This window comes from Microvirga sp. (genome assembly GCF_014699075.1).
Taxonomy (GTDB): domain Bacteria; phylum Pseudomonadota; class Alphaproteobacteria; order Rhizobiales; family Beijerinckiaceae; genus Microvirga.
The window spans coordinates 1-26,908 of the sequence record NZ_JACXAB010000048.1 but is presented as its reverse complement, the minus strand read 5'-3'; the positions used below and the strand labels follow the sequence as shown (position 1 = coordinate 26,908).

Annotated in this window: 21 protein-coding genes and 3 pseudogenes; 11 read left to right on the top strand and 13 right to left on the bottom strand. The window is 61.2% G+C overall.

The features are described 5' to 3' along the window. Nucleotides 1-715: 715 nt before the first annotated feature. The 4 genes from IC232_RS27050 to IC232_RS27035 form a co-directional block, all read right to left on the bottom strand. Nucleotides 716-2,212: an amidase gene (locus IC232_RS27050; RefSeq protein WP_190848052.1), complete on the bottom strand. Its 1,497-nt coding sequence runs from the start codon at nt 2,210-2,212 to the stop codon at nt 716-718. A 342-nt stretch (nt 2,213-2,554) separates the two neighbouring features. Then, nucleotides 2,555-4,069, bottom strand: a complete 1,515-nt coding sequence (locus tag IC232_RS27045; RefSeq protein WP_190848057.1) for a malonate--CoA ligase — start codon at nt 4,067-4,069, stop codon at nt 2,555-2,557. Nucleotides 4,070-4,131: 62 nt separating this feature from the next. Next, complete coding sequence (locus IC232_RS27040; RefSeq protein WP_190848051.1) at nt 4,132-5,526, bottom strand: malonyl-CoA decarboxylase; 1,395 nt, start codon at nt 5,524-5,526, stop codon at nt 4,132-4,134. 349 nt (nt 5,527-5,875) lie between these two features. Continuing rightward, nucleotides 5,876-6,856, bottom strand: a complete 981-nt coding sequence (locus tag IC232_RS27035; RefSeq protein WP_190848050.1) for a Bug family tripartite tricarboxylate transporter substrate binding protein — start codon at nt 6,854-6,856, stop codon at nt 5,876-5,878. Nucleotides 6,857-6,991: 135 nt separating this feature from the next. On the opposite strand from IC232_RS27035, the gene IC232_RS27030 reads away from it, so the two are divergent. The 3 genes and pseudogenes from IC232_RS27030 to IC232_RS27020 all read left to right on the top strand — a co-directional run. Beyond that, the gene (locus tag IC232_RS27030; RefSeq protein ID WP_409564975.1) at nt 6,992-7,456 is read left to right on the top strand and encodes a sensor histidine kinase; all 465 of its coding nucleotides are present in this window, start codon (nt 6,992-6,994) and stop codon (nt 7,454-7,456) included. After that, nucleotides 7,453-8,190 carry a response regulator gene (locus tag IC232_RS27025; RefSeq protein ID WP_190848048.1) on the top strand — a complete coding sequence of 246 codons (738 nt, stop codon included), beginning with the start codon at nt 7,453-7,455 and terminating at the stop codon, nt 8,188-8,190. The genes IC232_RS27030 and IC232_RS27025 overlap by 4 nt, the downstream gene beginning before the upstream one ends. A 1,013-nt stretch (nt 8,191-9,203) precedes the next feature. Then, a pseudogene (locus IC232_RS27020) lies at nt 9,204-9,629 on the top strand (transposase); the annotation flags it as partial. 166 nt (nt 9,630-9,795) lie between these two features. On the opposite strand, the gene IC232_RS27015 reads toward IC232_RS27020, so the two are convergent. The 4 genes from IC232_RS27015 to IC232_RS27000 form a co-directional block, all read right to left on the bottom strand. Then, complete coding sequence (locus tag IC232_RS27015; RefSeq protein ID WP_190848047.1) at nt 9,796-11,091, bottom strand: M20/M25/M40 family metallo-hydrolase; 1,296 nt, start codon at nt 11,089-11,091, stop codon at nt 9,796-9,798. A gap of 72 nt (nt 11,092-11,163) precedes the next feature. Next, nucleotides 11,164-12,384, bottom strand: a complete 1,221-nt coding sequence (locus IC232_RS27010; RefSeq protein WP_190848046.1) for an ABC transporter permease — start codon at nt 12,382-12,384, stop codon at nt 11,164-11,166. After that, the gene (locus tag IC232_RS27005; RefSeq protein ID WP_190848045.1) at nt 12,381-13,115 is read right to left on the bottom strand and encodes an ABC transporter ATP-binding protein; all 735 of its coding nucleotides are present in this window, start codon (nt 13,113-13,115) and stop codon (nt 12,381-12,383) included. The genes IC232_RS27010 and IC232_RS27005 overlap by 4 nt, the downstream gene beginning before the upstream one ends. Beyond that, entirely contained in the window at nt 13,112-13,543 is a 432-nt protein-coding gene (locus IC232_RS27000; RefSeq protein WP_190848044.1) for a hypothetical protein, read from the bottom strand. Before IC232_RS27000 ends, IC232_RS27005 begins: the two co-directional genes overlap by 4 nt. A 1,363-nt stretch (nt 13,544-14,906) precedes the next feature. Here IC232_RS27000 and IC232_RS26995 point away from each other — a divergent pair. From IC232_RS26995 to IC232_RS26985, 3 genes and pseudogenes are all read left to right on the top strand, one after another. Next, a complete protein-coding gene (locus IC232_RS26995) occupies nt 14,907-16,430 on the top strand; it encodes a peroxidase family protein (protein ID WP_190848043.1) in 1,524 nt (507 codons plus the stop codon). Between the two features lie 122 nt (nt 16,431-16,552). Continuing rightward, entirely contained in the window at nt 16,553-17,422 is an 870-nt protein-coding gene (locus IC232_RS26990) for a hypothetical protein (RefSeq protein WP_190848042.1), read from the top strand. 183 nt (nt 17,423-17,605) lie between these two features. Continuing rightward, nucleotides 17,606-18,403 (top strand): annotated as a pseudogene (locus IC232_RS26985) (lytic transglycosylase domain-containing protein). 98 nt (nt 18,404-18,501) lie between these two features. Here the strand turns inward: IC232_RS26985 and IC232_RS26980 are convergent. The 4 genes from IC232_RS26980 to IC232_RS26965 all read right to left on the bottom strand — a co-directional run bounded on the left by IC232_RS26980 (nt 18,502) and on the right by IC232_RS26965 (nt 20,719). Beyond that, on the bottom strand, nt 18,502-18,822 hold the full coding sequence (locus IC232_RS26980; protein ID WP_312895243.1) for a hypothetical protein: 321 nt from the start codon (nt 18,820-18,822) through the stop codon (nt 18,502-18,504). 187 nt (nt 18,823-19,009) lie between these two features. Beyond that, nucleotides 19,010-19,270, bottom strand: a complete 261-nt coding sequence (locus IC232_RS26975; protein WP_246812434.1) for a hypothetical protein — start codon at nt 19,268-19,270, stop codon at nt 19,010-19,012. Between the two features lie 334 nt (nt 19,271-19,604). Continuing rightward, nucleotides 19,605-20,162, bottom strand: coding sequence for a transposase (locus IC232_RS26970; protein ID WP_190848041.1), 558 nt, complete (start codon nt 20,160-20,162; stop codon nt 19,605-19,607). Between the two features lie 14 nt (nt 20,163-20,176). Continuing rightward, entirely contained in the window at nt 20,177-20,719 is a 543-nt protein-coding gene (locus IC232_RS26965) for a helix-turn-helix domain-containing protein (RefSeq protein ID WP_190848040.1), read from the bottom strand. A 196-nt stretch (nt 20,720-20,915) separates the two neighbouring features. On the opposite strand from IC232_RS26965, the gene IC232_RS26960 reads away from it, so the two are divergent. From IC232_RS26960 to IC232_RS26940, 5 genes are all read left to right on the top strand, one after another. After that, nucleotides 20,916-22,112: a carboxylate-amine ligase gene (locus tag IC232_RS26960; protein ID WP_210335522.1), complete on the top strand. Its 1,197-nt coding sequence runs from the start codon at nt 20,916-20,918 to the stop codon at nt 22,110-22,112. A 71-nt stretch (nt 22,113-22,183) separates the two neighbouring features. Next, nucleotides 22,184-23,374: an alpha/beta hydrolase-fold protein gene (locus IC232_RS26955; protein ID WP_190848039.1), complete on the top strand. Its 1,191-nt coding sequence runs from the start codon at nt 22,184-22,186 to the stop codon at nt 23,372-23,374. A gap of 43 nt (nt 23,375-23,417) precedes the next feature. After that, nucleotides 23,418-24,674, top strand: coding sequence for a RimK family alpha-L-glutamate ligase (locus tag IC232_RS26950; protein WP_190848038.1), 1,257 nt, complete (start codon nt 23,418-23,420; stop codon nt 24,672-24,674). After that, nucleotides 24,655-25,389, top strand: a complete 735-nt coding sequence (locus IC232_RS26945; RefSeq protein ID WP_210335521.1) for an esterase family protein — start codon at nt 24,655-24,657, stop codon at nt 25,387-25,389. Before IC232_RS26950 ends, IC232_RS26945 begins: the two co-directional genes overlap by 20 nt. Before the next feature lie 12 nt (nt 25,390-25,401). Beyond that, nucleotides 25,402-26,622, top strand: coding sequence for an acetyl-CoA carboxylase biotin carboxylase subunit family protein (locus IC232_RS26940; RefSeq protein WP_190848037.1), 1,221 nt, complete (start codon nt 25,402-25,404; stop codon nt 26,620-26,622). A gap of 183 nt (nt 26,623-26,805) precedes the next feature. Here IC232_RS26940 and IC232_RS32600 read toward each other — a convergent pair. Continuing rightward, a pseudogene (locus tag IC232_RS32600) lies at nt 26,806-26,908 on the bottom strand (IS481 family transposase); the annotation flags it as partial.

Below are 26,908 nucleotides of genomic sequence, written 5' to 3'. Positions count from 1 at the left end.
TACAGCGTAGAACCCATTCGATCCGGCTCGTGCGTCAGGCTCCGGCCCGCACAGCTCATCACACGCCGAGGGTTCTTACGAGATGGGTTGTTTCCCGTTAGGCCGAATCCCTAGCTCAGCAGAGCCACTCCCTGTCGCAAATTGCCCGCTCGTGCCTTACGCAACTGCATCACCATCCTGTTCGAAGCACCATCGTGCGGCCATCGATAACCTTCGATAGAACCTCAATCGGCTGAAGATCGCGCTCGCTCATCGCAGTCAGTCCCATCCGCCTTCTCCCGCCTCATTCACAAGCGGGGAGTGTGACATTCCTACTTTGTAGGATCAGGACATTCTAACTTTGCGGTGTAATCACGGCAGGGTCCTCCTGGACAGTCTCGAAATAAGAGTTGCTTCAGCGAACTCACCGGGAACACGGTAATCGGATGGATGATCTGTGGTGCAGCCTGCAATGTGCCGCCCAATTGCCCCGCGCCGGACGCCCGGGAAGGCGCGTTGAGGTTCGGTCCGCTACGCCAGGGGAGGTCCCCTTCCCGGCCACGACCGAATGAGCAATGTCGGCGGGCCTGAGAGTAAGACCATCCTGGATGTATCCTTGGTCGAGGTTCCGGATCACAACGCATGATAACCCGTCAGACTTCAGTGGACGCGACTCAGACATGGCGCCGCGAGCTGGAGTTGCCTTCACTTAGCGACACACCTCTGCGGCGTGAGCTCACATCCAGCCAAGAAACCCATCCATGCTGCTGATCGGGGGAGCCACGCGGAGTTGCTCAATGTTGGGAACTGGCCGACGAAGTGTTGGGGAACCGTTGAACGCTTCCTCAAGTGCAGCCGCGACGCTTAGAACGAAGGCGTCTCCTCCTCGGGGGCCTACAATCTGCAGGCCGAAAGGCATTCCCTTCGCATCAAGCCCAACGGGCAGACAAACAGCAGGGTGGCCTGACAGGGTCACATAGTACGCCATCGCCAGCCAGTGGAAGTAGTTGCGCGTCCGCTGCCCATCGATCTCCGTCGGATAGAGCTCCCGCCATGGCCGCGGGCTGATCGTGATGGCAGGCGTGATCAGAACATCATGGGACTGAAAGAATCTCTGAAAAGATTGATAGATCTGTGTCTGCGTCGCATGGGCACGAGCGTAGTCTTCGAGTCTGTAGTGTAGGCCCTCCTCGACATTGGCCTGAAGGTTCGGGCCACACTCCCCCGGGCGGGTCCTGTACCGCTCGAGATGAGTAGCAAGAACGCCAGCTGCCCTGAGAACAGCAAAACTCTCATCGGCTCCGCTGCAATCGGGGTGAGCGAAGGCCAGTTCGCGAACCATTGGCTTGCAGGCTTCTACCCGGACTTGGAAGGCCTCACGGACGATCCGTTCAACCGGTGCCTGGCCGAAGTCTTCACTTGCCGCTACACGCAGCTGTGTAAGATCGACCTGCCGCGGCGGCCAGAACAAACCGGGCGCGCTGCGTACACCTGCTCCGTGCATTGTATATGCCAGAGGGTCGCGTGCATCATCCGAGGCCATGGCGGACAGGAGCAGACAAAGATCTCCTACGTTGCGGGCCATCGGCCCAAGCACGGAGAGCGGCGACCAGCCTAGAACTCGCTTCTCAGATGGAACAAGCCCCGGACTTGGGCGAAAACCGACAATGCCGCAAAAGGCCGCCGGATTGCGCAGAGAGCCCCCCATGTCGGATCCGGTGCAAAGCGGGACCATGTTCGCTGCCAGCGCGACCGCAGAGCCGCCGGATGAGCCTGCGCAGGATTTTGCCGGATCGAAGGGATTGCCGGTTGCACCATAGACCGCGTTGCGTGTGTTCGCGCCAAGACCCCATTCAGGCGTATTGGTTTTGCCGAGTACCAGTCCGCCCGCTGACCGAATACGGGCAACCATCCCAGCGTCCTGAGTCGGAACATGATCCCGGTAGATGGTACTACCCCACGTGGTGCGAAGCCCTGCCGTCTCGTCGAGATCCTTGATGCCAGCCGGAAGCCCGTGCAGCAGCGGCAGATCGTCCCCGCGCATGACCGCATCCTCAGCCTGTTTGGCTGCAGATCGAGCCCCTGGCACATCAAGGGCGACGAAGGCATTGACGGCAGGGTTCACCTGCTCGATGCGCGTAAGACAGCTCTCCAGTAATTCCACGGGCGAGAGGGACTTGCGGCCGATCAGTCGGCGCGCTTCACGAGCAGAGAGGTCGCACGGTTCAGTCAAGGCAGTTCCCTATCGTAACGAGTTAACGGGGATGTTCGGTAAACCTTCGAATCTGTTGAAGACACTCTGTGGAACTTGAATCCAGAATCTCAGCTTCTCTCGTCCGGACCAAAATAAGCCCGAGTCTTTGTCTGAGCCGTCCGGCACTAGCTACTACTTTCACAGATTTGAGGGACAGAGCAAAGCTCCTTCGCTCAAAGCTGAAGTTAGAACACATCCCAACTCACGCCGTGAAAAATTCTGTGAACAGGTATAGATCAGCAGAACCTCCCAGAAGCCGACACTTGGCAGTTCACATGATCTCCTTGTGCTACCCTCTGCTCCATGGGAAAGGGCTAGGACCTACGGAAGGTAAACGTTGGCAAACTTCTCACGCAGCACGTTCTTCTGCACCTTGCCCATGGTGTTGCGCGGGAGATCATCGACGAAGACAACGCGTTTCGGGAGTTTGAACTTCGCCAGGCGGCCCTCAAGTGCCGCCAAGATTGCCATCTCGTCGACCTCTGCCTCCTTCGAGCGCACGACGACAGCCGTCACCCCCTCGCCGAAGTCCTTGTGCGGCACGCCGATCACGGCACTCTCGAACACGCCCGGAATGGCATCGATCTCGTCCTCGATCTCCTTCGGATAGACGTTGAAGCCGCCGGTGATCACCAGGTCCTTGCCGCGGCCAAGGATGTACACGTAACCACGCTCATCCATCTTGCCGAGATCGCCCGTGATGAAGAAGCCGTCGGGGCGGAACTCGGAGGCGGTCTTCTCCGGCATGCGCCAGTAGCCCTTGAACACGTTCGGACCCTTCACCTCGATCATGCCGGTCTCGTTCGCTCCCAATTCTTCACCGGTCTCCGGGTTGGTGATGCGAGCCGATACACCGGGCAGCGGCAGACCGACGGCACCTGGTACCCTGTCACCGTCATAGGGATTGGAGGTGTTCATGTTCGTCTCAGTCATGCCATAGCGCTCCAGGACGGCGTGACCCGTGCGCGCGCTCCACTCCCGATGGGTCTCGGCCAGCAGAGGCGCCGAGCCCGACACGAACAGGCGCATCCCGGAGGTGACCTCCTTGGTGAGCCCTGGATGCTGCAGAAGGCGAACGTAGAAGGTGGGCACTCCCATCAACGCTGTGGCACGAGGCATAAGTCCGAGGACCTCATCGGCATCGAACTTGGGCAGGAAGATCATTGACGCGCCGGAGAACAGGATGACGTTGCTCGCCACAAACAGCCCATGGGTGTGGTAGATCGGGAGAGCATGGATCAGCACATCGTCTGCCGTGAAGCGCCAAGCGTCAATCAGGGTCAGGGCATTCGAGACGAGGTTGTCATGGGTGAGCATGGCACCCTTGGAGCGGCCGGTTGTGCCCGAGGTGTAGAGGATCGCAGCAAGGTCATCGCCCGCCCTCTGCACCGTCTCGAACGCGTCAGGGGCATCGGCGGCCGCCTCCATGAGAGAGCCCTGCCCTGCGGCATCGAGCGCTTCGACGGCCGCTCCCACTTTCGCAGCCAGTTGCTCGATCCCTTGGCGTTTGGAAGGATCGCAGACGACGAGCGAGGGCTCGGCATCGCCGATGAAGTACTCCAGCTCCGCCAAGGTGTAGGCGGTGTTGAGCGGCAGATAGACAGCACCGGCCCGGACAGTGGCAAGATACAGCACGAGAGCCGGGACCGACTTCTCGACCTGAACCGCAACCCGGTCGCCTGGCTTGACCCCGCGGGTGACGAGCACGTTAGCCAACCGGCCCGACAAGGCGATCAGGTCGGCATAGCTGACCGTCTCACTGTCCGGTGTGGTGATGGCCGTCTTCTCTGGATCGGTGATCGAGCGTTCGAGCCGATTAAACAGGTTCGCGTTCATGGCATGCGCTCCGAAGCGGGGGTCGATGATGGACCCGGTCAAGGAATTTGGGATCGTTGCGGTCATGGGGTGGGCACCGGATCGCGGGAGGGCAGATCGGCTCGCAGAGCTTTGCGGACTCCATGCGAGGCGGCCACCACGCCCTTCTCAGCGAAGTCCTCATGGTTCTTCTCGATCTCATCGAGAGCGTAGAGGTAGTTCACCATAAGTCCATGGGCCTGCTTCAGGCCCTTGGCGGAGACGTCACCCAGGAAGTTCAGGCGCTCGAGCCGCGCCCCGTTGCCGAGATGGAAGCGGGCGACCGGATCGACCGGACGACCTTTGGGATCCTTGACCTTCAGGAAGTAGTAGGCTGCAGCTGGGAGAAGGACATCACGAACCTTCTCCGCCTTCCCTGGGTCACTGCTCCAGTCTGGTTCATCGAGGACCATCAGCATTTCTTTGGTCGCGGTATCCAGGCAGGCTGATCCTTCCGCCATACGCTCACGAGCAAGCCATGCCGCAAAGCTCGGGACAGGTGAGAGGGTCACGAATGTCCTTAGGTTCGGCAACTCCCGCTTGAGGTTCTCCACAACCTGCTTGATCAAGAAGTTGCCGAAGGTAACGCCACCCAGACCTCTCTGCGTGTTCGAGATCGAGTAGAAAACCGCGGTCGTTGCCTCGATCGCCGCGATCGGCGTGCGAGCCAGATCGAGGAGCGGGCTGATTGCAGCGGGAGGCTCCCTTGTCAGTGCGACCTCGACAAAGATTAGCGGTTCGTCGACAAGCTGCGGGTGGAAGAAGCCGTAGCAGCGGCGATCCTCAGGCTCAAGGCGATTGCGCAGGTCATCCCAGTTCTCGATCGCATGCACCGCCTCGTAGCGGATGATCTTCTCCAGAATGTTGGCAGGTGTGGTCCAGTCGATCGGCCGCAGCACCAGGAACCCCCGATTAAACCAGGACGAGAAAAGATGAGCAAAATCAGCATCGACGCACCGCAGTTCAGGTTTTTCCTTGACGTGGTCGCTAAGCTCCGCACGCATTCTGATCAGGGCTGCGGTACCACCTGGGGCGAGATTGAGTCTCCGGAACAGTTCCTGTCGTCGAGGCTCGGCTGCGGCATGCAGCGCCTCCAGTGCTTCCGTTCCATGATCTTTGCGAACAGCTTCGATCGCATGCTCGACCCGGCGGCGATCGGGTCCGAAACGATCAGCAAGAGCTTGGAGGAATGCAAGGCGGCCTTTGCCTGTTGCGGTGCCATAGCTTGCTAACAGGGTCTGCGCCAAAGCCACGCCGGATGCCTCACCCCTGCGCGATAAGAGCAATTCGCTCATGGCAATCAGGTCGAGTTGTGGAATGGCCTCCCGATCACCCTTGCGACCAAGCAGGGCCCGCCCCCTCTCCGTCAGCGTGTCGAGGAGATCCTCTAGGAACGAGGAGGCGTCGGCCGTTCCGGACCTCGAGCTGTAGAACCTCATGCTTAGCCTCCCTTAAACCCTGTGCAAGCTTTGGAAGTCCGCTAACCCCGTCACTGCGGAAATTTAACTTAGGTCAGCGAGGAGGAAGACCATGACATGGGACGTGCTCCTTGCGTGGCTCGAAGCCCCACAGCTTTCAGGCAAGCGGAGCAGGAGCACGGCCGCACCATCCCATTAGCCGACCTCAGTAAGAACGGCGATAGCACGAAGTCGAGCCGATCAGGAGATCCAGGAGACGCGCTCCTCGTCGTGCGCCTCTCCCATTGCGGGTTCCACGCATGCTGGACGACGGGCATCCCGACGGGCCGATCCCGAACGGGCGGGATCGGCCCTTCTCGTCGGCGGCGGACTACTTGGCCTCCTCCAGCTTCAACCCGGCGTCCTTCACGACCTTGGCCCAGCGGGAGATCTCCGAGCCGACAAAGGCGCCGAACTCCGCACCAGTCAAGGTCGGGGTCTCCGATCCCTGCCGGATCCAGGCCTCACGGATGGTGGGCGCCTGAAGGGCGGTCTGCAATTCCTTAGTCATTCGCTCAACAATCGAGGCCGGCGTGCCCTTGGGCGCCCAGAGCGCATAAAATGTGGACACCTCATAACCCGGCACGCCGGCCTCTGCGGCGGTCGGCACGTCGGGGAACGCCGGCGAGCGCTTCGGAGCGGCGACGGCCAGCGCACGGATCTGCCCCCCGGAGATCTGGGCGGCGGAGCTGCCGAGCCCGTCGAAGGCCATGTCGATCTGCCCGGCTAAGAGATCCTGCATCGCCGGGCCGGCGCCGCGGTAGGGTACGTGGACGATGTTCGTGCCGGTGAGGAGCTTGAACATCTCGCCCGCGAGATGGTGCGCTGTGCCGGGGCCCGCCGAGCCGTAGTTCAGCTTGCCGGGATTGGCCTTCGCCGATGCCATGAGCTCGGTCAACGTCTTCGCGGGCACCTTCTGCGGGTGCACCACCACCACATGCGGAACCTGGGACACCATGCCGATCGGGACAAAGTCTTTCTGCAGATCGTACGTGAGATTGGTGTACATTGAGGGCGCGATGACGTGGTGGGTAGCACCGACGAAGAAGGTGTAGCCGTCGGGCTCAGCCCTGGCGGCGGCAGCCGCGCCCGTGTTTCCGCCCGCCCCCGCCCGATTGTCGACTATGACGCGCATTCCGAGTTGATTGTCGAGCTGCTGGGCAAGCGGGCGTGCGAAGGCGTCGGTGCCTCCGCCCGCCGCAAAGGGCACTATCAGCGAGATGGGCCGCTGCGGCCAGGTCTGGGCCGCGGCCGGTGCGGCGATGAGTGCCGCGGCGGTCAGGGCGAAGATATGCAAAATGGCCCGTTTCAAGTCGTTCCTCCCAGAGGTTCCGCTCTCGCGCTCCAATATTGGAGCGGCGGGTATCCGATGCTACCAAGATCCTGTGCAGTCGCAATACTCGGCCCGAAGGCGTTGGCGATCCCGGACGAAAGCGCTGGATCGCTCATGGGCCTTTCTGTTCTGCAGCTATTGTCCATTGAGCTCGGCCAGCACCAGATAGTGGTCGACCTCCCACCCAGTCTCCCCATGCTCGACCTTGATGTCGTGCTGTTCGAGCAGGTGCTGGTCAACCTTCTGGACAATGCCGCCAAGTACTCGCCGCCTGGTTCGACGACTGCGATCAGTGCCAACGGCAATGAGCGGAAGGTGGAGCTCACCATCAGCGACGAGGGGCCAGGCATCCCGGCCAGCGATCTGGAACGGGTGTTCGAGATGTTTCACCGCGTAAACAAGGGCGACCGGCAGCATGCCGGGACCGGGCTCGGGCTATCCATCTGCCGCGGCTTCGTCGAGGTTCTCGAAGGGACGATCCAAGCGGCCAACCGGCTCGACGGGCTAGGGGCGGTCTTCACCATCACATTCCCGGAAACCGTCTTCACTGTCACGCCCCAGGAGGATGCCGCCGAATGAGCGCCCGTGGCAACATTCCCCTCCTCATCGTGGACGACGAGCCGCCGATCAGGCGATTGCTCCGCACCAGCCTCGCGGTCCAGGGCTACCGGATCCTGGAGGCCGGGAGCGCGCGGGTCGCCTTCGATGTCGTCGCTCGCGAGGCGCCCGAGGTCGTGCTCCTCGATCTCGGGCTGCCGGACCAGGATGGCCTCGAGGTGATCCGACAGCTCCGGGCTGCGGGATCGAAGGTGGCGATTATCGTCCTGTCGAGCCGTGGCGACGAGCCGGGCAAGGTGGAGGCGCTCGACCTCGGCGCCGACGACTACGTGACAAAGCCGTTCGGCATGGCCGAGCTTGTTGCCCGCATCCGCACGGCCCTGCGCCACCGAGTCCAGCGGCAGGGAGCCGAACCCGTGTTCACGCACGGCGACCTATCCGTCGACCTCACCCGCCGGCTCGTGACGGCGTGCGGGGCGGAGGTGAAGCTCTCCAACAAGGAATGGGACATCCTGCGCCTGCTCGTGCTCCATGCCGGCAAGGTGCTGACCCACCGCATGATCATGCAGGAGGTGTGGGGACCGAAGGTCGACGTGCAGTATCTGCGGATCTACGTGCGCCAACTTCGCCAGAAGCTAGAGGAGCGGCCCGACCAGCCCCGGCACATCCTAACGGAGACTGGGGTTGGCTACAGGCTCCAGACCGATGCGTGGTTGCCAGCGGACGGGGTGGTGCTCCGAACCGAGGTCGAATGAGGCTGCCGATCCACGCTGCATCGCGGAATGTCGCTTCCGGGTCACGTCCTGCCCTTCAGCATAGCCGTGCAAAGGTCCGCTAACCCTTGCGCAATCGGACGTTCGGCTTACTTCGGCTCCGTGCCAGGAGCGGTCGTTCGCCTTAGCCCACCAGCAGAGCGTCGACCGAGCGCCATCCAGACATGACGGTGCCCCAGCGGGTGCATGATTGGCCTGGGGCATCAGCATCTCCTTACCCTGTAAAACAAATCCTCTGGGAGACTGGGAGCAGCGACTGATGGGATGCTGCTCAACGTTCCCTGGGCCGCTCTCATGAAGCGACCATGGCTGCGGCGACGATGGTAGCAGCATACGCTACCAAGGCGAAGAGCGGGCCAAGCACGGTGGCTGCCAAAAGGATGCTGACCGAGGTCTTGAGGGTACGCATTACGAAGGCTCCACCAAGGTTGAGGTCGGAGCCTGGCTGGAGGAAGTTAACCGCGAGTTAACCTTGGCCTATAGGCTCCATGGCCCAGCCTATGGATCGCCCTCGGAATACCTTCCCGTCTCCTATCTATCAAAGAACCAAGGTGGATCATCCACGCAGGTATATCCAACGGGGCACTGCGGGGTATCAGCCGTGGGCACCCAAGCGGGCCGAACGTACTCATTACGCAAGCAGAAGGCTTGGCTGCTGACGTAGCGGTCGTAGGTGTAGCGTCCTGTGCCCAGAACGATTGCGCCTCGATTAGCGACAAGGGAGCGGGCTTGGCCGCAACTCATGGCAAGGCTTAAGGGTCGAGGTTGAGCGATGGCTTCCGTCGACAGTCCAGCCATCGCGATGAGGATCAGGCTCAATGTCTTCATGGCTGCCACCGCATAGAACAATGACGACGCACATCTCCACCTACAGGATTGAACTGCTAGCGGCGCAGAGATCGTCAAGGGTAGAGCTGGCTTGGAGAATTTGAACAGAGGGATAAGTGGAGTTTCTGCCTGAAAGCGGCCAGAATGGCTGCCGAACAGGAGAAGCGATGAGCAAGAGATCCCGCCGGAACCACTCTCCGGCTTTCAAGGCCAAAGTGGCCTTGGCTGCCGTGAAGGGCGAGAAGACCCTGGCCGAATTGGCCCAACAGTTTGATATCCATCCCAACCAGATCACCCAGTGGAAGGCGCAGCTCCTCGACGGGGCGGCCGACGTGTTTGGATCCGAGAAGGCTGCAGCCGCCAACCCGCTGGTGGACGTGAAGACGCTGCACGCCAAGATCGGTGAGCTGACGCTGGCCAACGAATTTTTTAGAGCACGCGCTCGGCAAAGCCGGAACGTGGCCGAGCGCAAAGCGATGATCGACCGCTTGCATGCACTGCCGCTGGCCCGGCAAGCCGAGGAACTCGGGATCAGCCGGGGCAGCCTCTATTATCAACCGCAACCTGTCTCAGTGGCAGACCTCGCCTTGATGTACTAACCCTCAGTGTCCGATGGCCTACCAGGCCAGAACCCTGGACGCGCCTGTTGCCATGTCGAACCGCTCCGAGTTCACCAACGCGGTGAACAGCATCCAGCAACGAGGGCCAACTAGCCATGGGCTGGACCGGGCGCAAGTGCCTGGTCCAGCCCATCCATCATCATTGAGCCCCAGAGACCGCCAGCACGGTAGTCAGAATCGTCTTCTTTACCGTGTGGTTGCTCTCCGGATCGGTGTCGATCCACTCATCGAGCGAGTGGGAGCGGTCCGCCTTGGCAACGCGGGGTATCGTGACCGCCGGTATGCCCAAGCTCATGGGCATGTTCGAGTCGGTCGAGCCGCACTCATAGGTCGGCTTGCTCCCGTTCGCCAGGAAGGCGGCCGTCGTGAGTTGCACAAGATCCGTCTTCTCGTCCGTCCGCCCCGCAGGCCTGTCACCCACGAGTTTGATGTCCGCCGTGATCGATCCTTCCTTGGTTGACCGAGCAAAGTTCTCCGTCTCCAAGGACTGGTTCACGATGGCCAGGAAGCGCTTCTCGAGGCGGTCGAGTTCCTTGGCGTCTTCGGAGCGCATGTCGAACTCCATCCAGACCTCGTTCGGGATCGAGTTCACCGAGGTACCCCCTTGAGTCACGCTTGCCGAGTACGTGGTCTTAGGCTTGGCGGGCGTCTGGATCTTGTACATCTCGACCACAGTCTGAGACATGGCGGCCATAGGATTGACGAGCCCGAACGCGCCAAAGCTGTGCCCGCCAGGACCCTTGTAGGTCACCCGGTAGCGCTTTGACCCGACGCCGCAGTTCGTGAGGCGAGTCGTGCTGCTGCCATCGAGCGAGTAGAAGTACTTGACCTGGTCCTTGTATTTGCCCTTGGTAAAGAAGTAGCGCACGCCGCGCAAATCGCCGAGGCCTTCCTCTCCGACGTCGCCCAGGAAGACGATGTCGCTCTTCGTCTTGATCCCGGCGGCATCCATCGCGCGGACGATGCTGAGAAGGGTGGCGAGTCCGGCGCTGTCGTCGCCGACCCCTGGGGCCGCCAAGCGGGTGCCGTCCCGCTTGACCTTGACGTCCGTTCCCTCGGGAAAGACGGTGTCGAGGTGGGCGGACACCACCACCAGCGGACCTCCTCCGGTGCCCTTCCGCACGCCAATGGCGTTGCCTTCCTCGTCGAGTTCGACGTCGCTCAGGCCATGCGCCTTGAACATCTCCATGTAGGCCTTGGCCCGCTCCTGCTCCTTGAATGGCGGTGCCGGGATCTCGGTCAGCTTGATGACCTCGCTGATCCAGCGGTCATGGTCCTTCTGGAGCGCGTCGACTGCCGTTTTGAAGGATTGGCTGTCCATGATGCGCTTCACGGTCTCGGTGTGCGCTGGTGCAACGTCTTGAGCAATGGCCGGGCCTGCAATCAAAGTTCCGACCACCAGAGCGTGTCTCAGTTTCCTTAGAGTCGAATGCATCGATTACTTCCTCCTGGTTGTTTAGTGCTGAGATCAGCACCGATGGAAAAGGCAAATGAGCGGGAGCTTTGTTTAGCTCTCTGCAAGGGAAATCGCGAGCGATCGTCGCTGAACAACGTATGCGGGCAGAAGAGCCAAGATCCATCCTGTGGCTAGTATGCTAGCTGCGATGAGGTACTCGCTTAAGGCGAGTGTTGGGGTAAGCTCCACGCCAGTATCAGCGGCAAGCCACTGGCTAACTCCATATGAGAGCCCATATCCGGCCACAAGGCCGAGCCCCACACCGGCGAGCACCAGTGTTGCGGTAAAGCCCCAAGCAATGGCAGCAATGAAGAGTCGAGGAGCGCCCAGAGCCCTTAGGGTGATGAGCTGTGGTACGAGAAACCGGAACAACAATAACACACCCATCACGATGGCCATCAAGACAAGCGCTTGTGTGACTATGGCGAGCAGGCTCATGAGCTGGCGCAAGTCGCCCATGACAGAATAGAGACGGGTCAGCGCTTCGGCGGGAAAGAACGCCATGGACTCGTTGGTCGTATAGGCATTGCGAAGCTGATACGCGGCGGCGATCGTAGCAGGTCTAACCACTGCCGCCGGGACGCCGGGCGTCCGGGCAGGATCGAAGGGCGGGCCGACTGCTTCGTTGCCTTCCTCGTGGCCATCAGGGAGCGAATGGAGCTGCCAAACGAGCTCGACCGGCATCATGATGGCGCTATCCCACGGCGAGCCTGTCGGCTTCATCCGGCCTACCACCGTGATCATTGCACCATGCTCGTGAGGATCAGTGTCTTCCTCCGGGTTGCCGTCCCGTGGGATGCCGTGCATCGGTTGGAAAGTCTCACCGACCTTCATGGGCGAGGCAGCTCCCACAACCGCCTCCTCTCGGCGGGCGAAAACTCGGCCTTCCTGCAATTCGTTCGATAGATGAATGACGAGCTGGCTCGTTGTTCCAACAATGGGCGCGCCGCGGTGGCTGTCTCCGAAGCCAATCGGAGCCACAAACGCCGCCCGTTTATCGTTTAAGAGTCGCGCTGTTACTTCTGGCGGGAGCAGTTTGGTCGTTCCAGGGCGCAGAAACACAGTAGTAAGCAAGACATCGGTTTGGCTACCAGGGGCTGCCACGATCAGATCGAAACGATCGGCCGCACGGGCGCTGCCAGTGCGCAAGGCGCGTTCTTGGGAAACGAGCGCGACTGCAAGGCTGACACCTGCTGCAACGAGGAAGACGAACGCGAGGGCGGCCCAGCGATGCCGGACGAGGAACGCCCGTACAATGGGCCAGGGATTCATGCGCGGTCTCCCGCTCGGAGCCCAAGGAACGGATCCACGGCAGGCGGGCCAATCCGCCCAGCCTTTAATGAAATCACCTCATGTGCCCGGGAAACGAGCAGGTCATCATGAGTGACACATACGACAGCCTTCCCCTGCCCGGCGAGGCCCTCAAGGGTTTCGGCGACCGAGGCGGCATTTGCGCGATCGAGGCTGGCGGTCGGTTCGTCCGCGAGGATGATCGCAGGATCCATCAGGAGAGCGCGGGCAAGGGCGACCCGCTGCCGCTCGCCACGGGACAGGCGCGACGTCGGAACGGAACGCTCCAGCAGCCCGAAATCGCGAATAAGCGTGGAGCCCCGTTCGCGCAGGATTGAAGGAACCCGATAGTGACCGAACAGCGCCGGCGTAGTGACATTCTCAAGCACGGTGAGTTCGTCGATGAGGCGAAAATCCTGAAACACCATTCCGCAGTTGTGACGGCGCCATGCGTCACGAGCGCTCTCCCCCAAGGAACTGACGATCACGCCCCCATGACGAATCTCGCCTGAGCTCGGAACGAGAATGCCCGCGATGCAATGCAGGAGGGTTGTTTTTCCAGAACCCGATGGGCCGACAATGGCGGTAATTTGACCGGGTTTGAACTGTGCAGTGATGCCGGACAGAGCATTGAACCGGTCACCAGTAGCATCGTAGAAGGAGACTCCAAGTTGGAAGACTGAAAGGCCTACCTCAGCCTCATGCGGGTTCACGCACCCGCCCTCTGGAAGACTGCGTCTGTCAGCCGGACCTTACTGACGAAGCCAGTTGTCGGGTCAGTTGCAGGACCAACCTCTAGCGTTCCCTGCACCAGGATGAGTGTTCCAGGCGCAGCCATCTCCTGTCTGGCGCGCATGCGCACAAACACGATTGAGTCGATCCATTCACCCTCCGATGCACAGAAGGGGCAGGTCTCGACCGGTGTGTTCGACAAGATGAAGAAGTCGGAGTCGACCTTCAGATGGGGCGCCATGAAACCCTGCATGGCAATGCGTGTTCCCTTCAGCTCATCTGCGCGTGGGGAGAAGGACCCGTCGTGATTATAGAGTTCGCCCATGCGGATCCTGGTTGCAGCGAAACCCGCTTTTGGAAGAAGTCCGGCCGCCAAGGCGGCTGTGAGGAGAGTTCGTCTGGTCACCATTGCCAGTATGCCTCCTGACACGCTTCGCTCAGGTTGACGGCTGGGCTTGAAAACGGCCCAATCCAGCCTGCTCTATTGTGTTTAGACCCACGAGTCGTCGATTAGTTCAATGAACTTGAGCCTATCCTTCGTGACCAAGGTGTCAACGGTCATAGCCTCGATCAAGGCCTTCAAAGATGGGTTTGCACGAATGGTGATAAGACATGCTGCCGTGCCTTGACCGAGCGTAGCAGCAGCACTCTCTACAGCCAGCAGGCAGGACGAGCCATACCACTGCCTGAGGTCGCATATTGATACCTTACTTCATAGCTCGTTGGATCCACACGCCAGTGATAGTCAGCATCAAGCTTGTATTATAAGTAGTTTGGCTGATCCAGCAGCATGTCGGCTGCAGCGCAGCCCAGAGGTTGCTATTCCTTGCTCTCACGCGCACTTTGGAAGGTCCGCTGGGGGTCAGGCAGTGAAATTCGTTCAATGTCAGTAACGTCCGGTGATCCTGTCAAAAGCGGAAATTCGGCCCACGTCCGGAAAGTGCCGATACTGTTGAGAAAGTCCGCAAGTGCCAGTTTTCGCGTTGCTGGCATACAGGATGCTGGTCCTGACCTGGTGCTCTGACGCTAGTAATAGACGGACCCGGCAGCGCCCGGGAGTTTTCCAACGAAATCTGCCATCAAGAGACATTCCGGTCTCGCACCAACCACTCCGCCGAGCCCTTGATCGTTAGATGTGCTGCCTCATCGATCCTGCTTATCGCCCGTTCTCGATCTTGACTGACCGGCAAACTCCTCCGACAGGGCATCGGGTAGCATCAACCGTTCTTATCCAGGCAGGGTGCACTGTTTCTCCGAGTGTGCAGAAGCCTGAGCCCCGAACGCAACGGTCGTAGGTCGCCGGTCCTGTGTACAGCCCCCGCGCCTTGAGAGGCCACAATCCCTCTGACCCGGGCACAAGTCATATTCAGGGTTATGAGTCCCGACTGTGCTATGGCACGAATCGCCATTCCCGCAATAGCAAGGAGCACAAGGATAGGTTCCAGGCTGGGCCTCCGATCTGTCTCCGGCCCAGCAACAAGCCCAACCCACCTCTGTTCACTAAAGGCAATTCTCAGAATTTCCACTCTGTGCTCCAGTGAACATAGATCATCCTTCCCGAGATCTATGGTAATCTAAGGCATGAGCGGGCGCATAACACCCGAGTCGTCAGATCAGAGGCAAGTAGAGAACAGCATGTTGGGAAACACGCTCTAGCCCAGAGCGAGAACAAGGGGAATCCAATGCCAAACGATGTAAGGACACCTGCTTCAAAGACACCTGCAGGCAGGGCAGCGGCTATTCCACCAAAGGAAGTTCTCAAAACAACCTCCATGGCGGCTGATGCCGTGAAGGTCATCCCCGGGCATGGCATCGCGGGTCGACATGCCAAGCGGGAGCATCTTGATACCCTGTCCGGCAACAAAGACCCGGGCATGTTTGGCCGTATGTTCCCCAAGCTCCCACCTCTGGAGGTGAGTGATGCTAAGCTGCAGGCCCTCGCGGACGCGATGCTGGATCCAGATCCGACTGATACCACGCGGGACAACCCAAAAATCCCTGCAGGCTTCACTTACCTGGGACAGTTCATTGACCACGACATAACTCTTGATCTGACCTCCCTCTCCGAGAAGGACAAGGACCCGCTCGGCATTGAGAACTTCCGGACCCCGAGCTTAGATCTTGACGCGGTTTACGGCCTCGGGCCTGACGGCAGTCCGCATCTGTATGCCCGCAACCCCGAGAATACGAGCAAGCACGGCCCCAAACTGCTCATCGGCAAAAACATCAATGTCAGCTTTGGTGGTGTCACTGGGAGCTTTCGCAACGATCTCCCCCGCAGCCCCGAAGGCTTTGCTCTAATCGGCGATCATCGCAACGATGAGAACCTGCTCGTCGCTCAGACCCATCTCGCCTTCCTGAAGTTCCACAACAAGGTTTGTGATCTTCTCGCAGGGTCCCCTACACCACCGGCCGATATCTTTGCCGAGGCACGTAGAACGGTAACCTGGCACTACCAGTGGATGGTGCTTCATGACTTCGTGGAACGCCTCACCGAGCCAGGGATCGTGGCGAAGATCCTGCATGATGGGCGTAAGTTCTATCGCTTCAAGAAGACGCCGTATATGCCGGTTGAGTTTTCGGCCGCCGCCTACAGGCTCGGCCACAGCATGGTTCGCCAGACCTACAGCCACAACCGGGTCTTTCATAATCCCCCTGCTGATTTCCGACTCATTTTCGGGTTTAGCGGCCTCTCAGGTCAAATCATTGGTGATCTCGCCCCGAACCCGCCCACAGGGCCCCTGCCGGTTCCCGTGCTGCCGAGCAACTGGATCATTGACTGGCGCCGCTTTTACGATCTCGGCACCCCGGAAGGCACACCTGATTTTACCCTCAACCATGCACGGAAGTTGGATCCGTTCTTAGTCCCGGAATTGCATACCTTGCCGGGCGGCGGTGGCAATCTGGCGTTCCGCAATATGAAGCGCGGCGTCAATCTTGGATTGCCCTCAGGCCAAGACGTTGCAAAGGCAATGAGGGTCAAGAACCCTCTCACCCCCGAGGAGATCGCGAGCGGGCCAGACGGACAGGTGGCCAAGAAGCAGGGCCTGCATAAGGAAACCCCGCTTTGGTACTACATCTTGAAGGAGGCGCAGGTTCGCCATAACGGCGTGCGCTTAGGTCCCGTGGGCTCGATCCTCGTCTCTGAGGTTTTCGTGGGTCTCATCCATGGAGACACCAAATCTTTCCTCTGGCAGGCAAAGAACTGGAAGCCGACGCTGCCTTCAGCAAAACCGGGTACGTTTCTGATGACCGACCTGCTTCGTCTGGTGGATGACATCAATCCGATTGGCTAGAGTCGGCAACCAAGGAAGCCGGGAGGGCGGCCAGCCCCAAATGGGTGATTGTTCGCCCGTTCCTGTCTCGCCAATCAAGGCGTATAATCGGTTGGCTGAGTTCCTTCAGAAGGGAGGCGGCAATGACCGGCTTTCCCGCCCAGGCTCTCGTGCTGTCCGCAAGCCTGCTGGTTCTGCTCACCAACCTCCCCGCCCATGCGGATCCTTTCTTTGTCGGGGTCTTCGGGAGGACCTACAAAGTCGATCCGCGGTATCCGGCCAGCGAACCGCAGAGCCTCAAGCCCCGAGAGGCCATGGAGGCCCTGCCCTCGGACATCGCGAAAGGTCCTGGCTTCAGGCCATCGCATGAGCAGGTTCTTGCCGAGGTCGAGGAGCGGATCTGGATCGTAAGCAATCAGCTCGAGGACGAACTGGAGACGATGGTTGCCTCTAGAAAGTGGCGACATACAGGTGGCGACGCGAAGGGGATCGAACAGGAGATCACGGGATCCCTCGCCATCGGGGCATCTCAGGCCCGTTCGCCAACGTTGCAGGCCCTTTATGACCGCCATCGGGCGCTGAACCTCCTTGTACAGGAGTTGCGACGGTCCATGGATCTGCCCGTCAGGACGCCGGAAGCAGAGTTCTCCCGGCCGAAGCTCTCGCCCGAGATCGAGGCCAGCTACCGCAGCCTGAACTTCGATCCCTTAGAGGCCTATTACAGCTTCAGGCGCGTCAAGGCGGCGTTTCGATCCGGCGAGATCGCACTCCTCTCTCGGGTCGTGCACTACCCTCTGACGGTGACAGCAAAGGCCAAGCGGACGATCCGCAACCGCGACCAGCTTGTGGCGGCGAAGGACACAGTCATGGATCCGCGCATCAAGGAGATTGTCGCGCAATCGACCTTCGAGACAGTCTTCGTCCGGGACAAGGGGATGATGCTTGGACAGGGAGAGATTTGGATTACCCACGGCAACACGGGCTTCGGGCTGGGAGCCATTACCCTGGAATGAAGCCGTCCCGCCCGCGCGGTGGCGTGCCGGGTGACCGTGCACCCTCTTGCCTGAGGGCGCGGCACGCGAAGGACGTGGGAGCAGGTGGTCCCGTCGCATCTTGGCCCTGATGGCACGTCATTGTGTCGTCCGAAGCAGCGCAGGTGAAAGGACGTGCGAGTGATCACTAGAAACCAGTTCAAAATCGCCCGTGTCGTCGCCTTGGTGTCGTTCGCCGGGATCACCACCACGGCAGGCGCAGCCCAGTGCGGCAGCACGGCGGCTGGGTTCGAGGCCTGGAAGCCGCGGTTTGCTGATGAAGCAAGAGGAAGAGGCGTCAGCGCCGCGGCTGTGGCAGCTGTCATGGGGACAACCTATGCGACAGCGACCATAGCTGCCGACCGTGGGCAGAGGAGCTTCCGCCTATCGCTCGACCAGTTCCTCGCCAAGCGGGGTGGTCGAACGATCGTTGCGCGCGGGCGTGCGCTCAAGCAGTCTCAGGCGGCGCTCTTCGCATCGCTTGAGCAGCGCTATGGCGTCCCGCCGGGGCCGCTCCTGGCGATCTGGGGCATGGAGACGGCCTTTGGCCGGCAGCGCGGAAACCAGAAAACCCTCTCGGCTGTGGCAACGCTCGCCTACGACTGCCGGCGGTCAGCCTTCTTCGCTTAACAACTCTATGCCACCCTGACCCTGATCGACCGTGGCGTCCTCTCGCCGGACACGCGTGGCTCCATGCATGGCGAGATCGGTCAAACCCAGTTCCTGCCCAAGAGCATTCTGAACTACGGCACTGGCGGCGATCTGAACATCGCAGCGAACGCACTTGCCTCAACGGCCAATTTTCCCAAGGCCCATGGCTGGCGCGCTGGTGCGGGCTATCAGCCTGACGAAGCCAACTTCAGCGCGATCCAGGCCTGGAATGCCGCTTCCGTCTACCAGCGCGCCATCGCGCTGATTGGCCAACAGATTGACGGGCGCGAGAGCTCGTCAGCGAGGCGCTAACGGCACGACGAGTGGGAACAAGCCTTTGGCGGGTCTCGACTTCTGAATAGCTAAGCTCATTGCTGATCCTGCAGCCTGGAGAACTGAAACATGCCTGTTCAAGGTGTCACGGTGGCCAGAACCACACCCATGGTGATTTCAGGCTCACCGTCGATGACATCCGTCAGGCTCGCCCGAATCCAGGTCAATGCCTTCTCGTTGGCTGCAATGGCAGCCTCCTGGTTCTCAAACAAGCTGATTGATCCACCGACGCCATCGCCGGCATCGAACACGCAATAGCCCTGGAACCCTGGTGTTTGCTTCAACATTCGGCCAAGGCCGCTCTCCGCGCGACGGGCCGCCTCAGCGACCGAACTCATGCGGTTGAACTTGCGGATCACGACGTACATGGCGACCTCCAGACCTGCGAAGATCGGCAAGTCTAATTCCGATAGTTGGTCTTCGTGTGGTGACCGTGCCGGTGGGGACCTCCTTGTGCTGCTACGTCCAGGGAATAATGGCTGAGTCAGGACGAGTGCCATCCTATCTCACCCCTCGTGCTGTCGAACCCGGCAGCCGAGAGGTCGAGCACGATCGAGATCAAGAGCCAGCCTGCCAGGATGGTGGTCACAAGGTCGAGCCCTTGCGGCCTTTCTCCTCTCGGACCAGATCCTGAAGCAGCTGATGGGCCAGTGCCTCATGGGCCACCCGCGGATTGATCTCGGCGGCCCTTCTTCCGTAGGTGGTGGTGACGGTCAGAACCTTGCGGTCGACGACGGAGGTTCCGGAATAGGTTCTTCCATCGACCTTGATGTGTATCGAACGGCCCGACATGCGAAAGCCCTCCACGCCGCGGCGGAGAGGCTCGCGAGCTCTGTCCACACGCATCGGCCAGATCATGCTACCGCAACAGGTGTGCTCTGTCGCGGCCAAGTCGCGGCAAAGTCGTTGATACGGCCATCCAGCATTGCAGCACATCCTTGGGAACTCGATGCTTCCGTGTCTTGGGCCAGAGATGGGGTGGCGCAACGCCCAGTATCGTGCTCCGTGCCGCCTTGCACTCCAGGAACGCCCAGTGTCCTTATCCTAAGCAGACATCAGGACTACTTTCACCTCGCCAGTTCCAGACCTCCACCCATGCCTTGCTGCTTGTTGCTGGTTGAGTTTCTGGATCATCCACGAAGCCCCAACAAATGCCGCTCTAAGTGGTTCATCCGGTAAGTCATGCGGCTCTCGGCAGGAGGGCGATCCCGGGGGAGCGACGCGGCCGATGCCGGCGGCGTTTGCCCCAGACAAAGGGATGGCGGTGCGCATTCCAGTAGACGGTGGCGCGGTCGATCGCATCGATGATCTCGTCCCAGGTCTCGAAGCGCCGGCCCGCCAGTGCCAGGGAGCGCAGGATCTTCCACCACGGCTCGATCAGGTTGAGGTACGCGGCGTATTTGGGCTGGAACACCATCTCCCAGCACGGATGCGCGAGCAGAAACAGCAGCACGTCCGTCGTGCGATGGGAACTCAGGTTGTCCATAATCGCATACACCCGTTTGGTCGTCCTCGGGATCCAAGTCTCAACATGCTCCAGGAAGGCAACCCAGTGCGCTCCGCCGCGCCCGGGATAGGGATGCGTGAACGCTTCGCCCGTCGCAGGACAGAAGGCCCCGAAGATGTAGCCTTTGGCGCGCCGCCCATAGTCGATCTCCTGCTTCGCCCGTTCGGCCGGCCGCGTCTTTGTTCGCACCAGCGCTCGACCTGCGTAGCTCTTGGCGCTCACCGGCCCCATCTCATCCAGGCAGATTACGCAACTGCCCACGGGTGGCGTAGTGTAGAGCGTTTCAATCGCCCCCTTTTTTCGGCGAAGGCCGGATCAACCCGCTCGCCGAACCAGGTCTCGTGCTTGCGCCAGCGCAAGCCCTCGTGGAGCAGGATCTCGTCAATGCGACTGCGCTGCATCGCGATGCCTTTGACCTCGTGCAGGTAGGCGGCCAGCCGGTCGAGCGTCCAGGCGGCAAACGGCAGCCCGAGCGTCAGGGGCTTGGTCAGCGCCGTGCCGATCACGGTGGCGGTTTGCTCAGGCGGATAGGTGGGCGGGCGTCCGGAGCGATGCCGGTCCTTGAGGGCTTCCACTCCTTCTGCATTGAAGCGGTGGATGCGCCGACGCACCGTCTCGCCATCCAGGCCCAGCCGGGCGGCAATGGCGGATGCGCTCTCTCCGTGACGGGCACGCCAGATGATTTGAGCCCGTTGCACCATCTGAGCCGGAGCGGTGCGCGCGTGGGCCAACGTCTGGACCCGTGCACGCTCCTCAACGGTCAAATCCCGTAAGCAGATCGGTGTCATGGGTCACCTCCCGCCAGCAGGCCAGCAAGCCGCAATTATACCCCCTGAACATGCCGGATGCACCACTAAGAGCAGCGCTAGCGGCCGAACGTTGGCCTTAGCGGAACCCGCAACTTGTTGCCGGGTTCGTTTCGGGAGTGACCATGCGTATAGCGTCGCATCCCAGTGGCTCCTGTAGCAAGGTCGGGAGTAGCAAATGAGCATTCGTTACGAGGCTTTCCCGATCGGGATCGAGGAGGAGTACCTTCTTATCGACCCGGAAACGCGGGCGCTGGCCGGACGGCAGCCGGCCGGCTTTATGGCGCGGTGCAAGGAGATCCTCGGCTCCCGTGTCACCCACGAGTTCCTCCAGAGCCAGGTCGAGATCGGCACCGGTGTCTGCCGCACGGTAGGCGAAGCGCGCGCAGAACTACTTGAACTACGTCAGGCCGTTGCTGCCTCGGCCGAGGAATTCGGCATGCGAATGATCGCGGCCTCAACCCATCCCTGGTCGCATTGGCGTGACCAGGAGCCGGTGGACATGGAGCGCTACCGTATCCTCGGCGCCGAGAACCGCAGCCTGGCGCGGCGGATGGCGATCTGCGGAATGCATGTCCATGCCGGGATTGAGGACCTGAACCTGCGCGTCGACCTGATGAACCAGGTCAGCTATTTCATGCCGCATCTTCTCGCCCTCAGCACCTCATCCCCCTTCTGGGAGGGCCATGATACCGGCCTCAAGGCTTTCCGGCCCATCATCATTGGCGACCTGCCCCGGTCTGGTCTGCCGGAGGTCTTCGAGAGCTGGAACGACTGGACCGAGCTCCTCGAGGATCTCGCCGCGACCGGCGTCGTCACCGATCCGACGAAGATCTGGTGGGACCTCCGGCCCAGCTCGCGCCATCCAACGCTCGAGATCCGGATCTGCGATGTTTGCACCTGGCTTGAAGACGGCCTGACGATCGCGGCACTCTATCAGTCAATCTTGGCCTTCCTGCTGCACCTGCGGAACAACAACCAGCGGTGGCGCCAGTACCGGCGCATCCTGATCCTGGAGAACAAGTGGCGGGCACAGCGATATGGGGTTGAGGCCGAGCTGGCGGACTTCGGCAAGGGAATTGTCGTGCCGCTACCCGAACTCATCGACGAGCTGATCGAAATCCTCCGGCCTCATGCAGAAGAGCTCGGCTGCATCTCTGAAGTGGAGCATGCCCGCACCATCGCGCAGCGCGGAACCAGCGCCGATCAGCAGCTCAAAGTCTATCACGACGCCCTTGCAGCGGGGGCCGGCGACCATGAGGCGCAGATGGCTGTAGTCGATTGGCTGGTCGCCCAGTCGGTGCAACCTGACGGCCCTGCGCCTTCCGAAGCCCCACCCGCCGCGTTGCAATCCGGGCAGCTGCCCCCTACCTGACGCGCTCTGCGGGAGCAATCGCTCAATGCTATCCCGTTGTGATCTCCTCATCGAGCAGGTTAGTACGTTACATGAACATTCACCTGAGTCAGCCTGGGTTTGGCGCAGCCGATGAGGCATCGTCGGTACGGCGCCACCCCCAGGTTGCGGAGCTGCTGGCCAACGGCCAGCCCGCACCAGCAGCCATTGACGATTTCCTGGCGAACCATGAGTTCCCGCTCGTCGAGCCGGGGGCGGTGACCTTCGTCTGGCGGGGCGGGGCGGACCATATTGATCTCCTGCGATGGATCCACGCCGGTGAACGCGCCCACTTTGAGCCGGTGTCGGGAACCGACCTTTGGCTGCTGCGCCTGCCTGTCACGGACGGGGGTCGGTTCGAGTACAAGCTGGCGATCGGGCGGCACGGCGGCGAGGAGTGGATCCTGGATCCACTCAACCCGGCGCGGGCCCGCGATCCGTTTGGTGAGAATTCGGAGTGCCGGACCTATGGCTACACACGCCCTGAGTGGAGCGAGCCGCGTGGGGCTCCCGCCGGGCGCATCGAAGCCGTGGAGGTTGGGAGCGCTGCGTTTGGTGAGCGCCGCGAAGAGCGGGTCTATTTACCTGCCGGCTATGCGGCGGAACGACCTTACCCCCTGGTCATCATTCATGACGGCCAGGATTTCGTCTCCTACGCTGACCTTTCCGTTTCGCTCGACAACCTGATTGAGGCAGGCGACATTCCACCCGTTGTGGCGGCGCTGGTTCAAACCCGCGACCGGATGGGCGAATATGCCCGTGGGCGCAGGCATGCGCGCTACCTTGTGCGAGAGCTCTTGCCGGTTCTTCAGAGCCGCTACCGGATCTCGGAGGAACCCGAGGATCGGGTCGTGATGGGCGCCAGCCTCGGGGCCGTAGCCTCGCTTTCAACTGCCTTCCGCTATCCTGGCGTTTTTGGCGGACTCGTGCTGCAGTCCGGATCCTTCATCCTGGACGAGCGCAAGCTCGAGCACCGGCCTCACCCAGTCTTCCACCGCATCGCGCGCCTTGTGCGCGCTCTGCGGCGGGCACCGCAGGTACCCGGAGCCCGTGCTTTCGTCTCGACGGGCGAGCTCGAGGGACTGGCCGAGGAGAACCAAGCGCTGGCAAATTTCTTGAGCGAGCGCGGCATCAATGTCCTTTTCAAGAGTGCCTGGGACGGGCACCACTGGCACAACTGGCGCGATCAACTGCGTGATGGGCTGATGTGGGTGCTGCGCCGGGAGCAGGAACAAGAGCACTAACGGCCGCGTTTGCCCTTCCCGATCCCGCAACGGGAGGGAGGAGATGGGCGAACGTACCGTTAACATCGGCTTGTCGCTGGGCGCCGACATCTGCTGGCCGATCTGCTACGAGAGTTTGCTGGAGGGCCTAAGGCTCGATTTTGAGCACGGTGGTGACAGGCTGCGCTTCCACTGCGAAAGAGTGACGATCGAGCCCTTCAACCTGCAGCAGCCGGTGAAGTATGACGTGGTCATCGACCGCCTGACGCACTGGTACTCGACCAGCCGCGAATGGATCAAGAAGGCGATCGTGCTCAACGATCTCTACGTCTATAACAATCCCTGGTCTCTGCAGTCGAATGAGAAGCACACCTCCTACGGCGCGATGATGCGCCTTGGCCTGCCGGTCCCGGAGACCTGGCTGCTGCCGCCCAAGGCCTATGACGAGACCGACGATCTCGAAGCGACGCTCAGGCAGTATGCCCGCATGTTCTCGCTCGAGGAGATCGGGGCCAAGATCGGCTATCCCTTTTTCATGAAGCCTTATCATGGCGGCGGCTGGAAGGGCGTGACCAAGATCGATGATCTTGCCGGCTTCCAGAAGGCCTACGACGCTAGCGGCACCGAGGTGATGAACCTGCAGGCCGCGGTCCTGCCCTACGACTGGTTCGTGCGCTGTGTTGGGCTGGGTCCGCAGCTCCGCAAAGTGAACTACGATCCCTCTGCCGCGCTGCACGACCGCTACCGCATGGATATCGGCTTCCTGCCACCTGAGGACGCGTCAGTGCTCGAGGATATGACGCTCACCATCAATGCCTTCTTCGGCTGGGACTTTAACTCCTGTGAGGCATTGGCGCGCCACGGCGTCTGGCATCCCATCGACTTCGCTAATGCCTGCCCGGACAGCCAGGTAACCTCGCTGCACTACCACTTCCCCTGGCTGATCAAGGCGAACCTGCGCTGGTCGATCTTCTGCGCCGCGACGGGGCGCAAAATGCGCCGGAACCTCGACTGGGAGCCGTTTTACGCGGTCGCAGACCGCGACCTTGAGCCCCGTGAGCGGCTGCGGGAGTACGCCCGCATTGCGCACGAGCGCTTCGAGACCGAACGGTTCCGCGATTTCTGCCGCACCCGGCTCGGCCACCTCGACGCGCTTGCCTACGACTTCTTTGGCTCGGAGCGAATGCGCGATGCGATCCACCAGAAGGTGAGCGCCATTTTCCCTGCGCACGAGGTCGAGGAGTTCACCGAGTTGTTCTGGGACCGCGTTCAGCTGTGGCGCGAACAGGAGGGCGCGCGCGGTGATCAAGACGGGTTCTAGGTGGTATTCGCCGCGGCTGGAGCAGGAGATTACCCTGATCCGCTGGGGCTACTGGGGCCAGCCAGTCCTGCTCTTTCCGACCGCGGGCGGCGATGCCGAGGAGCCAGAGCGAATGGGGCTGATCGGCGCGATCGGGCCGATGATCGAAGCCGGCCGCATCAAAGTCTATTGTTGCGATAGCATCGCTGGGCGCGCGCTTGCGGCGAAGTGGGGCTCGGTCGAGTACCGCTGCTGGCTGCTGAACCAGTTCGAGGACTATGTGGCCCATGAAGCTGTCCCGGCAATCCGTGCCGATTGTCGTGACGGTAGCATTGAGGTGGTCACGGCCGGCGCTTCGATCGGTGCCTTCAAGGCAGTCGCGGTGACCTGCCGTTATCCTTGGCTCTTTCGCGCTGCGATCGGGATGAGCGGCACCTACGATCTCGAGCGCCTGCTCGGCTTCCAGGGAACTCCGGATTACTACTTCTCGGCGCCGATCTGCTTTATGCCCGGTCTTGGCCAAGGTCCGATCCTTGATGCACTAAAGCAACGCTTTATTCTGATGGCAACCGGCCAGGGGCGCTGGGAGGATCCTGACGAGGCTTGGCGCATGGCGCATCTGCTCGGCGATAGGGGCGTGCCGAACCGGGTCGATGTCTGGGGCTCCGCCTACGATCACGACTGGCCGACTTGGCAGCAGATGCTGCCCGTCTATCTCAACCAACTGATACCCTGACGCAGGCGCAATATGAACGTGCTCTTCATCGAGCCCGCCTTCCCGGCTAACCAGCGCGAGTTCGTGCGTGCCCTCGCCTCGATCGGCGCTAACGTGCTTGGGATCGGGGAGCGGCCTTACGACTGGATCGACGACGAGGCTAAGGGGTGGCTCGGCGGCTATCAGCAGATCGCTTCGGTAACAGACGAAGGCGCGCTCGAATGGGCGGTGCGCGAGGCGCAAAGCCGAATGTGGATCGACCGACTCGAAGCAACGGTTGAGGCGCATATTCTTCCAACCGCCCATGTGCGCGAGCGCTGCACCATCCCGGGCATCTCGGCACGAACAGCTTATCTCTGCCGCGACAAGGTGGCGATGAAGGAGGTGCTCCGTCGCGCCGGCGTGCCGACCGCAGCCTCAACTGGTGTCTCGAGCACGGCGGAGGCACGCGACTTTGCCGAAGCCGTTGGCTACCCGGTGATCATCAAACCGCGCGCTGCCGCCGGCGCCCTGGGCACCTTCCGTGCCGGGAACCCTGGCGAACTCGCGGCCGCAGCACGGGCAAGCGGCCTCGCCGACGGTGCTCCAGTGGCTATCGAGGAGTTCATCGAGGGGCACGAAGGCTTCTACGATACAATCACCATCGCAGGCTGTGTCACGCATGACTTCATCAGCCATTACTTCCCAAACGTGCTCGAGGCGATGCGCGCCAGCTGGATCTCGCCTCAGATCATCGCCACGAACCGGATGGACGCGCCCGCTTATGCGGAGGTCAAGGAAATGGGGCGGCAGGTGATCGAGGCGCTCGGCATCGGCACTGCGGCAACTCACATGGAGTGGTTCTTTGGGCCCAAGGGCCTTAAGTTCTCCGAGATCGGCTGCCGGCCGCCAGGTGTTGGGCAATGGGATAGCTACAGCGCCGGCAACGAGTTCGATCTCTACCGTGAGTGGGCCCTGGCAGTCTGCCATCATCGCACCGATTATGCGCCCTCGCGCCGCTATGCCTGCGGCATTATCGCGTTGCGGCCTGATCGTGACGGGCGCATTGCAGGCTATGAGGGGGCCCACGAGATGTTCCGCAGGTACGGCGACCTGGCGGTCGGCCATCATTTCCCGACACCCGGCACGCCGACGCAGCCCGTAGAGGCCGGCTACATGGCTAATGCCTGGATGCGGCTGCGCCACCCCGACTTTGATGTGCTCCATGGCATCCTGAACGAGATCGGCGAGCGGGTGCAGGTACGCGCCCATTGACCAAGTCATTGGCTTATGCGGCCGCTCTTCGGCGGAGACGGCTTTGCGGGCCGAGTGCCAAACCCCGTCCAGTGAGCAAAGGATGTTCGCAATCGGGGGACATGGCTGCTGATCTTCAGCCACAACAGCGAAGGTCTGAATCAGGTCACGTCCTGCCCTTCAGCATAGCCGTGCAAAGGTCCGCTAGATGTTTAGTCCCGGCATTTGGAGGAGCGGATCGAGCCTGAAGCGTTGCGGCTCGCTTGTAAAGATCTTGCAGATGTACTCGTAGGGGGTGAGGCCGCGC